This window comes from Arthrobacter sp. Cr_A7, assembly GCF_029222765.1.
Taxonomy (GTDB): domain Bacteria; phylum Actinomycetota; class Actinomycetes; order Actinomycetales; family Micrococcaceae; genus Arthrobacter.
The window spans coordinates 25,169-34,336 of sequence record NZ_JARHXQ010000076.1 but is presented as its reverse complement, the minus strand read 5'-3'; the positions used below and the strand labels follow the sequence as shown (position 1 = coordinate 34,336).

Annotated in this window: 8 protein-coding genes; 3 read left to right on the top strand and 5 right to left on the bottom strand. The window is 66.3% G+C overall.

The genetic code is table 11. The annotated features are described in order from the left end of the window. Positions 1 to 553 (bottom strand): AmiS/UreI family transporter (locus P2Q66_RS04555; RefSeq protein WP_275725967.1); only part of this gene is annotated, 553 nt, incomplete at its 3' end. A gap of 197 nt (positions 554 to 750) precedes the next feature. Between P2Q66_RS04555 and gdhA the strand changes: the two genes are divergently transcribed. Continuing rightward, positions 751 to 2,088: an NADP-specific glutamate dehydrogenase gene (gdhA, locus tag P2Q66_RS04550; protein WP_079595308.1), complete on the top strand. Its 1,338-nt coding sequence runs from the start codon at positions 751 to 753 to the stop codon at positions 2,086 to 2,088. A 5-nt stretch (positions 2,089 to 2,093) separates the two neighbouring features. Here gdhA and P2Q66_RS04545 read toward each other — a convergent pair whose 3' ends face one another. The 3 genes from P2Q66_RS04545 to P2Q66_RS04535 all read right to left on the bottom strand — a co-directional run bounded on the left by P2Q66_RS04545 (position 2,094) and on the right by P2Q66_RS04535 (position 4,861). Beyond that, positions 2,094 to 3,062, bottom strand: coding sequence for a helix-turn-helix domain-containing protein (locus tag P2Q66_RS04545; protein WP_275725964.1), 969 nt, complete (start codon positions 3,060 to 3,062; stop codon positions 2,094 to 2,096). 123 nt (positions 3,063 to 3,185) lie between these two features. After that, entirely contained in the window at positions 3,186 to 4,283 is a 1,098-nt protein-coding gene (locus P2Q66_RS04540; protein ID WP_275725962.1) for a D-TA family PLP-dependent enzyme, read from the bottom strand. Further along, on the bottom strand, positions 4,280 to 4,861 hold the full coding sequence (locus tag P2Q66_RS04535) for a TetR/AcrR family transcriptional regulator (protein WP_275725973.1): 582 nt from the start codon (positions 4,859 to 4,861) through the stop codon (positions 4,280 to 4,282). Before P2Q66_RS04535 ends, P2Q66_RS04540 begins: the two co-directional genes overlap by 4 nt. Before the next feature lie 122 nt (positions 4,862 to 4,983). Here P2Q66_RS04535 and P2Q66_RS04530 point away from each other — a divergent pair, with 122 nt between their 5' ends. Both P2Q66_RS04530 and P2Q66_RS04525 read left to right on the top strand, forming a co-directional pair. Then, positions 4,984 to 6,930, top strand: coding sequence for a primary-amine oxidase (locus tag P2Q66_RS04530; RefSeq protein ID WP_275725960.1), 1,947 nt, complete (start codon positions 4,984 to 4,986; stop codon positions 6,928 to 6,930). Between the two features lie 22 nt (positions 6,931 to 6,952). After that, on the top strand, positions 6,953 to 7,387 hold the full coding sequence (locus P2Q66_RS04525; protein ID WP_275725958.1) for a hypothetical protein: 435 nt from the start codon (positions 6,953 to 6,955) through the stop codon (positions 7,385 to 7,387). Between the two features lie 7 nt (positions 7,388 to 7,394). On the opposite strand, the gene P2Q66_RS04520 is transcribed toward P2Q66_RS04525, so the two are convergent. Next, a complete protein-coding gene (locus P2Q66_RS04520) occupies positions 7,395 to 9,110 on the bottom strand; it encodes an alkaline phosphatase D family protein (protein WP_275725956.1) in 1,716 nt (571 codons plus the stop codon). Between the last annotated feature and the right edge of the window lie 58 nt (positions 9,111 to 9,168).

Genomic DNA, 9,168 nt, shown 5'->3' with positions numbered 1-9,168 from the left:
ACAGTGCGGCCAGGAATGCTGCCGCCGTCCAGGCAGCTGCCTGCCCGCGTGGCCAGTTGCCGGCCAGCCCGAGGAAAGCCGGAAGTGTGGCAGTCGTCTGGCTGGTCAGCACCAGCGCCCAGCCGATGAACGGGTCCAGGCGTGTGAGGCCCAGCGCCATTGATGCGAAAAACAACGCCCACAGCGCAGACCAGGCCAGCCACAGCACTGCCAGCAGCGGGTCCGTCCCCGCCCAGGCGGCGGCGAGCAGCAGGCCCACCACTCCAACCATGCCGCAGAACCAGCCCAGGCCCTTCGAGCCCAGATCCAGCAGGGTGTCCAGCCCCACGTACACGTATGTCAGGCCGAACAGGAACATCCCTGCAGCAGTCAACAGCGGCCCTGCCTGTTCGAGCGCTGCCGCGCCTGGCAAAAATACGACGCCGAGCGCCAGTTGAACGGTCCCGATGGCAAGGCTGGCCACGGCTGCGTCGCGACGGGGGAGGAGGCCCAGCGTGGCGAGTCCGTTGAGGAGCAGGGCTGCCCCCGAAAGCAGCAGGCAGATGTAGGCCATCAGAGGGCCTTCCGGATGCACATCCTCGTGCACCCTCCTTTCGTTATGCGGAAGAGAACTGTCACAATACGGAGAATAAGGGACAAATAGCGCTCCGCCTACTGGTCTCCGGTCTTAATCCGATAGCTTGAAGGGTCAAGTTTCGAGCGGTTCAACAAAACGTACCGTTCCTGTTTCACGCAGAGGTGAGGAAAACCATGGATTCACGGCTCGAGGCCATCAGGGATACGGTCCTGGCACGGAACCCCGGCGAAGCGGAGTTCCACCAGGCGGTGGTCGAAGTCTTCGAAAGCCTCGGCCCCGTCCACGACAGGCACCCCGAATTCCTCGAAGCCGCCATCCTGGAGCGGCTCTGCGAGCCCGAGCGCCAGATCATCTTCCGCGTGCCGTGGACGGATGACACCGGGCGGGTGCAGATCAACCGCGGCTTCCGGGTGGAATTCAATTCGGCGCTGGGCCCGTACAAGGGAGGCCTGCGGTTCCACCCGTCCGTCTATTTGGGAATCGTCAAGTTCCTTGGTTTCGAGCAAATTTTCAAAAATGCCCTCACCGGCATGCCCATCGGCGGCGGCAAGGGCGGCTCCGACTTTGATCCGCGCGGCCGCAGCGATGCCGAAGTCATGCGTTTCTGCCAGTCCTTCATGACGGAGCTGTACCGGCACATCGGCGAGTACACCGACGTTCCGGCGGGGGACATCGGCGTGGGCGGACGCGAAATCGGGTACCTCTTCGGCCAGTACAAGCGCATCACCAACCGGTACGAATCCGGCGTGCTGACCGGCAAGGGCATCTCGTGGGGCGGCTCGCTCGTCAGGCCCGAAGCCACCGGCTTCGGGACCGTCATCTTTACGCAGGAAATGCTGAAGACCCGCGGAACGTCCTTTGACGGCAAGCGCGTGGTGGTCTCAGGCTCCGGCAACGTCGCCATCAACGCCATCGCCAAGGCCCAGGCCCTCGGCGCCACCGTGGTGGCCTGCTCCGACTCCTCCGGCTACATCGTGGATGAGGCGGGCATCGACGTCGGGCTCCTGCGCCAGGTTAAGGAGGTGGAGCGCGCACGGCTCAAGGAATACGCTGCCCGCCGGGCCGGCGTCTCCTACGTGGAGGGCGGTTCCGTGTGGGACGTTGACGCGTCGGTGGCACTGCCGTGCGCCACGCAGAACGAGCTCGACGGCGGTGCTGCCGCCAGGCTGGTGCGCGGCGGGCTCCTTGCAGTGGGCGAGGGCGCCAACATGCCGTCCACCCGTGACGCCGTCGCGGTGTTCCAGAAGGCGGGCGTGCTCTTCGGTCCCGGCAAGGCAGCCAACGCGGGCGGCGTTGCAACGTCCGCCTTGGAGATGCAGCAGAACGCCAGCCGGGACTCCTGGTCCTTTGAGCACACCGAAGAACGGCTGACGGAGATCATGGTGGGAATCCATCACCGGTGCGCGTCCACAGCCGACGAATACGGCGACCCCGGCAACTACGTCCTCGGCGCCAACATCGGCGGCTTCGTGAAGGTGGCGGACGCCATGCTGGCCCAGGGGCTCATCTAGGAGTGCTAAGCGCCCCGGCGCCAGTCGCTTGGGGAGACGCCGAAGGCATCGCGGAACGTGCGGCTGAAATGCGCCGCGTCCAGGAAACCCCAGCGGGCTGCGACGGCACCCACGGACTGTGCGGCGTGCAGGGGGTCGCGCAGGTCGCGGCGGGCCCCCTCCAGCCGCTGGCTCCGGATCCAGCTGGCCACCGTTGTCCCGGACTCGTGGAACACGTTGTGCAGGTGGCGCGTCGAGATGAAGTGCGCGGCGGCGATGCTGGCGGGGGACAGCAGGGGATCGGCCAGGTTGGCCTCGATGTATTCACGGACGGAAACTGCCAGGAGTGCCTGCGGCTTCATCCGGTCCGGCGTCATGTCCATTTCGGCGTGCAGCATGGTGGACACCAGGTCCAGGGCGTTGGCTGCCAGCCGCGAACCGCTGGGGCCGTCCAGGACGTCCAGGTTCTCGGACAGCTGGCGGATGAACTGTCCCACAATTCCGCTGAGGCCGGTGCTGCCGGCCATCCTCACGGCAGCGAGCTGGCCCACGAAGTCGGTGGGCAGGGACAGTGCGTCGCAGGGGAACATCACCACCATCATCCGCGCCTGCTCCGCGAACGTCAGGGTGTAGGGCCTGTTGGTGTCGTAGATGGCCAGGTCGCCGGGCCGGAGGACGGCCTCGCGGTTGTCCTGGATGAGCAGCCCGGTGCCCTCCAGCTGCAGGTTGAGCTTGAAGTAGCGCTCATGGGCCTGGGCGATCAGGGCCGGGGTGCGGTGGACCTCGTGCGAGGTGGCCGTGACTTCGACAATGGACATGCGGTCCAGCACCCTTGCGCGCAGCTGTCCGCGGAACCCGTCCACGTCTGCCGTCCGTGCCGTGAGGGGTACGAAGGACTCGGCCACCAGGTGCTTCCAGTGGTCAAAGGACGTGGCAACGCTGGACGTAAGGCGTTGGCTGGCGGGATGTACCGCAGGCCGGGCTGGTGCTGGCATGGATGTTCCTGACGACGGCTGGCCATCTGATGTTCCCCGGGAGCTGTGTCCTGCAACACAGTCCCATCAGGTTACGGTCCGCAGGATCTTTTTTCAACGGTTGGCGAAAAAAGAGTGGAGGTACTACGCGTTCCTGCCGCGGGCCGCCACCGTCCACCGGTGCACGAGCTGCCCGCCGCTGGTGACGGCGACGTCGTCCACGAGGTTGATGGCCAGGCAGACGTGGTTCGGGATGACCCGCAGCCGGTCGCCCAGGGCCGGCCTGTTTCCCGGGCCGTGCCACTCGACCGTGGCATGGTGCTCCGAGAGGGCGGTGATCCGGGCCTCCGGGTGATCGATGAGGCGGCCATATCCGGTGGCCCAGGCCGGCCGGTCGCTGCCCAGGATCTTGCTTCCGGCATCGATGATGAAGCGTTCCGGGGTGCCGGGGGTGCTTGCATGGCGGCTCACCACCGTCGCCGCCACCGTCAGCGCGATGTCCTCCACACCGCACCGGCCAAGCTCAAGCTGCTGGGCGTCGCCGAAGACGTAGACGCCCGGGCGCACCTCCGTTGCCACCGAGCTTTCGGTCAGCAGTGCAGTGGGCGTGGATCCACCGCTTCGCACGGTTGCATTGTGTCCGGCGGCGGCCAGCGCATCCGAAGCCTGCCTGAGCGCCTCCTGCTCCTGTGCCGCTGCTTCCACCGGCATGCCGGGCGCGTAGCTGTGGCCGGGGAAGGTGAACACTCCCGCGACTTTAAGGCCGGCGTCGGACGCTGCTTTTGCCACGTCCGCCGCCGTCTGTGGGCGGACACCGCTGCGGTGATGGCCGCTGTCGATTTCAACCAGCACGCTGACGTTTCGGGCTGCCGGGCCGAGCCCCGCGCCGAGCATTGCTGCGCCTTCCGCCGAGTCCACGCCGACGGCGACCGTCACTGTGTCCGCCAGGCGCCGGAGCCGTTCGGCCTTCCCCGGCGAGACCCACAAGGGGTAGGCGATGAAGAGGTCGGTCACCCCTGCGGCTGCGAAGACTTCAGCCTCGCCGATGGTTGCCACCGTGAGTCCGGCGGCCCCAGCTGCCAGTTGACGGTCGGCGATCTCCGGGATCTTGTGCGTTTTGGCGTTTGGGCGAAGGGTGAGGCCTTTTGCCCGGACGGTTTCGGCCATCCGGGCAATGTTCCGGTCCAGGATGTCGAGGTCCACAAGGATGTCCGGGGTGTCGATGACGGGCGGAATGGTCATAGCAGGGCCAGGAATCCCTCGAGCTGCTCCTCGAGCCCGGGATTGGGTGTGCCGTTGCCGAGTGCTGCGGCAATCTGCGCGCCGAGCAGCATGTTCAGGAGCTGGCCGGCCAGGACGGAATCATTGACGGCGGCGCGGACGTCTCCGCTGTCCCTCGCCTCCGCCAGGTAGCGCCGGATGGTGGCCAGCCACTCGCTCATGGACTGCTGATGGATGTCTGCCTTCTGGGGGTCGTTGACCGCCTTCTGCCAGAACGGGATGACGATCCGTGCCTCGTTGATCCGCTCCTCGTCGAGCGGGAGTACTTCCCGGCAGAAGGCCCGCAGGGCGGGCAACCCTGACTTGCCCCGGGTGATGTCCGCGATCCGCTGGTTCGTGCGGTTGAAGACATGGCCGAACGCGAATTCCAGGAGCGTGTCCTTGGTGGGGAAGTAGGGCTTGAGCGCCCCGTTTGCGAAGCCCGCTTCCATGGCGATCTCCCGCATGGTTGCCCCCTCCAGGCCCTGCCGGGCGATGATGCGCCAGGTGGCGTCCACCAGCTCCAGGCGCCGCTCGTCATGGTCAACTATCTTCGGCACCGCGGCCACTCCCCAGAAAATATTTTCGCTCAGACTCTTGTGAGCCATGTTACGGACGTTTATTCTCTACAACTATAGAAAATAAATCCGCAGACCCGAAAGGGTCAGGACAAAGGTTCCCCATGACACTTGCTCCAACCCACGCCACATCAGCCTTCCAACTGGCCACCGGCGACGAAATTTCCGAGGTCCGGTCCATCCTGCAGTCTGAAGGCCACCTCGAGCCGCACCACCGCATCGCCTACCTGGGTTTGGTGGAGCCACCCCGGGGAGCCGCGGCACATACTGTTGACCGGCGCTTCCGCATCTTCATCCACGACGTCTCGGGTGGTGCCCCCAGCGACATCGTCGTCTCTTTGACGCAGCGCAAGGTGGTGTCCGCTGTCGTGCTTGACACTGCGGTGACCGGAGAACTCCCGGTCCTGGAGGAGGAGTTCGAAGTCGTCGAGGCGCTCCTGGCCGAAGATGAGCGTTGGCTCAAAGCGCTGGCGGACCGGGACCTGGACGTCAACAAAGTCCGGGTTGCCCCGCTCTCCGCCGGCTCGTTCGAGTACACCGAGGAAAAGGGCCGCCGGATCCTGCGCGGCCTGGCGTTTGTCCAGGAATTTCCGGAGGACAGCGCCTGGGCCCATCCCGTGGACGGGCTCGTGGCCTACGTTGACGTGGTCAACAAGGAAGTCACCCAGGTGCTGGACCTCGGCCCCATGCCGGTGCCGTCCGAGCACGGCAATTACACGGATCCTGAACTGACCGGCCCGCTCCGAACCACGCAGAAGCCCATCAGCATCACCCAACCGGAAGGCCCCAGCTTCTCAGTTTCGGGCGGCAACCACGTGGAGTGGGAAAAGTGGAGCGTGGATGTGGGCTTCGACGTCCGGGAAGGCGTGGTCCTGCACAACCTCGCCTTCCGGGACGGCGACAAGAAGCGCCCCATCATCAACCGCGCCTCCATTGCGGAAATGGTGGTTCCCTACGGGGACCCCTCGCCCATCCGGTCCTGGCAGAACTATTTCGACACGGGCGAGTACCTGGTGGGCCAGTACGCGAACTCCCTGGAGCTGGGCTGTGACTGCCTGGGCGACATTTCGTACCTCAGCCCGGTGATCAGCGACGCCTTCGGCAACCCGCGCGAGATCCGCAACGGCATCTGCATGCACGAGGAGGACTGGGGCATCCTGTCCAAGCACTCCGACCTGTGGTCCGGCGTCAACTACACCCGCCGCAACCGCCGCCTGGTGATCTCCTTCTTCACCACCATCGGCAACTACGACTACGGCTTCTACTGGTACCTCTACCTGGACGGCACCATCGAATTCGAGGCCAAGGCCACCGGTGTCGTCTTCACATCCGCCTTCCCCGAGGGCGGCTCGGACAACATCTCGCAGTTGGCACCCGGCCTGGGCGCCCCCTTCCACCAGCACCTGTTCAGCGCCCGCCTGGACATGGCCATTGACGGCTTCACCAACCGCGTGGAGGAGGAGAACGTGGTCCGCCAGGCCATGGGTCCCGGCAACGAACGCGGCAACGCGTTCTCCCGCAAGCGCACCGTGCTGGCGCGCGAAAGCGAGGCTGTCCGGGAAGCCGACGCCCGCACCGGCCGGACCTGGATCATCTCCAATCCGGAATCCCGCAACCGGCTGGGTGAGCCCGTGGGCTACAAACTCCACTCCGAGAACCAGCCCACCCTGCTGGCCGACCCCGGGTCCTCCATTGCCGCGCGTGCCGCGTTCGCCACCAAGGATCTCTGGGTCACCCGCTACGCCGAGGATGAGCGGTACCCCACGGGCGACTTCGTGAACCAGCATGCAGGCGGCGCAGGTTTGCCCGCGTATGTTGCGCAGGACCGTGACATCGACGGCCAGGACATCGTGGTGTGGCATACCTTCGGCCTGACCCACTTCCCGCGCGTCGAGGACTGGCCCATCATGCCCGTGGATACCGTGGGCTTTAAGCTCCGCCCCGAAGGTTTCTTTGACCGCAGTCCCGTCCTGGACGTGCCGGCCAACCCGAACAAGCCGGCCTCAGGGTCCTGCCACAGCGTGGGCGATAGCGGTGGCTCCTGCCACTAGTACCGGCAGCGGGATCCGGGACATGACGACGACGGCGGGACCGGTCCGCGCCTGCGGGCCCGTCCTGCATCCCCGCGTGTGCGCCGTGGCCACCGCTGTCTCCTGCCTGGTGCACGTGTGGCTGGCGGCAGCCGGCCATCATGGTGTGTGGCTTGGCGTCCTGATGGTGGCGATGGCGGCAGTCTGCGTCCCCTGCACCGTGCACGTGTGGCGGCACAGCCGGGTGGGTGCGCTCCATCAGGTGACCGTTACGGCCGTGCTGATGGCCGCTTTGCATGCGGCATTGCTGCTGGGAATGGCAGGTGCCGGACACGCGCATGGCGGGGGGCCGTCGTCGTACGTCCCTGACACGTCCGGGGCTGCCCGCCTGCTGCTGGTCATCGGACTGGAAATGACGACGGCGATGCTCGCCGCCACGCTGGTGGCGCGGCTTCGGCGGCAGCCGGATCCAGCCTGAGCAGTGTCTAGAGCCGTTCCCTCGCCGGCTCGCCGGTTTTGCGGCGGGCGACCGTCATCTCCGCCACGCGTTCCAGCCGTGGGTGCAGGTGATCGCCGCCGTCCACCACCCCTTTTTGCCACCACAGCCTCAGCCCCTCGGGCACCACTTCAAGGCAGGCAAGGTTGTTGTCGAACCAGGGGCCATTGATGCCGGACCAGCGGAACGGCGGGTCCTGGACTTTTGCCGAACGCGCCACAGCCGCGCCGACCGGTGCGGCCAGGCCGTAGGACATGAGCGCCCCGAAGGAGCGCATCACCCGCGGCAGGGGGTTGCGGATGGGTGAGCAGACCGCCTGGATGATGCGGCTGCCGGAGGTCCGCTCCACCTCGGAGACATAGGAAAAGTGGACGTCGCCGGACAGGAAGGTAATGGTTTCCGGGGCCGGCCCCCGTTTGCCGTCGGCCACCTCCACCGCCATTGCCGCCACCTGCCGGAAGCTTTTCTGGAACGCGGCCCAGTGCTCCAGGTCGGCCGCCTGGCGCAGCTTTTCACCGGCCCGCGCCGCCGGCTTGCCCCAAGCTCCTTCCGAGATGGCTTCGTCCCACGATTCCAGGTGGTGCAGGCCCATCGGCAGCAGGAACGGCAGGGACGTCGCCACCAGGACATGGCGGAGGCCGCCCTGCATCCGCTCGTCCAGCCAGGCCATTTCGACGTCGTCCAGGAGGGCGCGGCGGTCCGGGTCCAGGTTCCTGGCGGCGCGGGAATCCACCACGATCAGCCGGGTATCCCCGAAATCCCGGCAGTAGCTCCACCGATAGGACTCAGGATCCCTGTTCGCCCGTTCCGCGAGGCTGTCCAGATCGTCACTAAGGTCGAGCTCCTGCGCGCCCCGGTGCGCGGCGACTTTTTGCCACACGGGATCCGCGGCCCGTTCCTGCGGCGACAGGTTGCCCAGGTGCTGGTACACCCAGTAGGACGCCAGCCCGGCCTTGATCCGGCCCCGCCACCAGGGAACATCCTGCATTGCCTCGCGCCAGGACCGTGAGGCGTTCCAGTCGTCCCGGATGTCATGGTCGTCGAAGATCATTGCGCTGGGCAGGGTGGACAGCAGCCACCTGTTGGCCGGGTCCGACCAGGCGAGGTAATAGAGGTGGGCGTATTCTTCGTAGTCCTTCAGCTCCTCGCCGGGCGGTGCCTTGATGTCCCGGCGGGCCTTGATGAACTCCTGCATCTGCTTGCTGGTGGAATCGGCATAAACCTGGTCGCCGAGGAAGGCCACCAGATCGGGCCACGGCTCGCTGCTGCCGGAGATCATGTTCAGCGCATAGGCCCTTAAGGAGTCCACCCCGTGGCTCCGGTTTCCTGCCGCATCATGCGGGACGCTGGTGCGGCAGGAACCGTAGGCCAAACGCAGGGGCTTGCCGGGGTTGAGGGTGGCAATGACCGGCGGCGGGAATTGGCCGTCGGGGTTTGAGCCATCCACCCCGCGCTGTTCCGGCGCCGGCCAGACGTGTCTTCCGTTGATCTCCACGGTGTAGGGCGTCACCGTTCCCGGCCCGAGGCCCTCCACTTCCACCAGCGCATAGTGGTGGCCGTGCACTGCGAACGTGGGGACTGCCCACTCCCCGGCACTGGTCTTGACCTTGACCCGGGCAGTATCACGGGTTTCCACCCAGATACTCGCCGACGTCTCGTCCACGTACCGCATCATGGGGCCTAGCACCAGCGCTGGGGTAGTCATCTCTCAGTTGTACCCGCTGGCGGCCGGACGGGCTATGGGAGAAACCGCAGCATTGTGG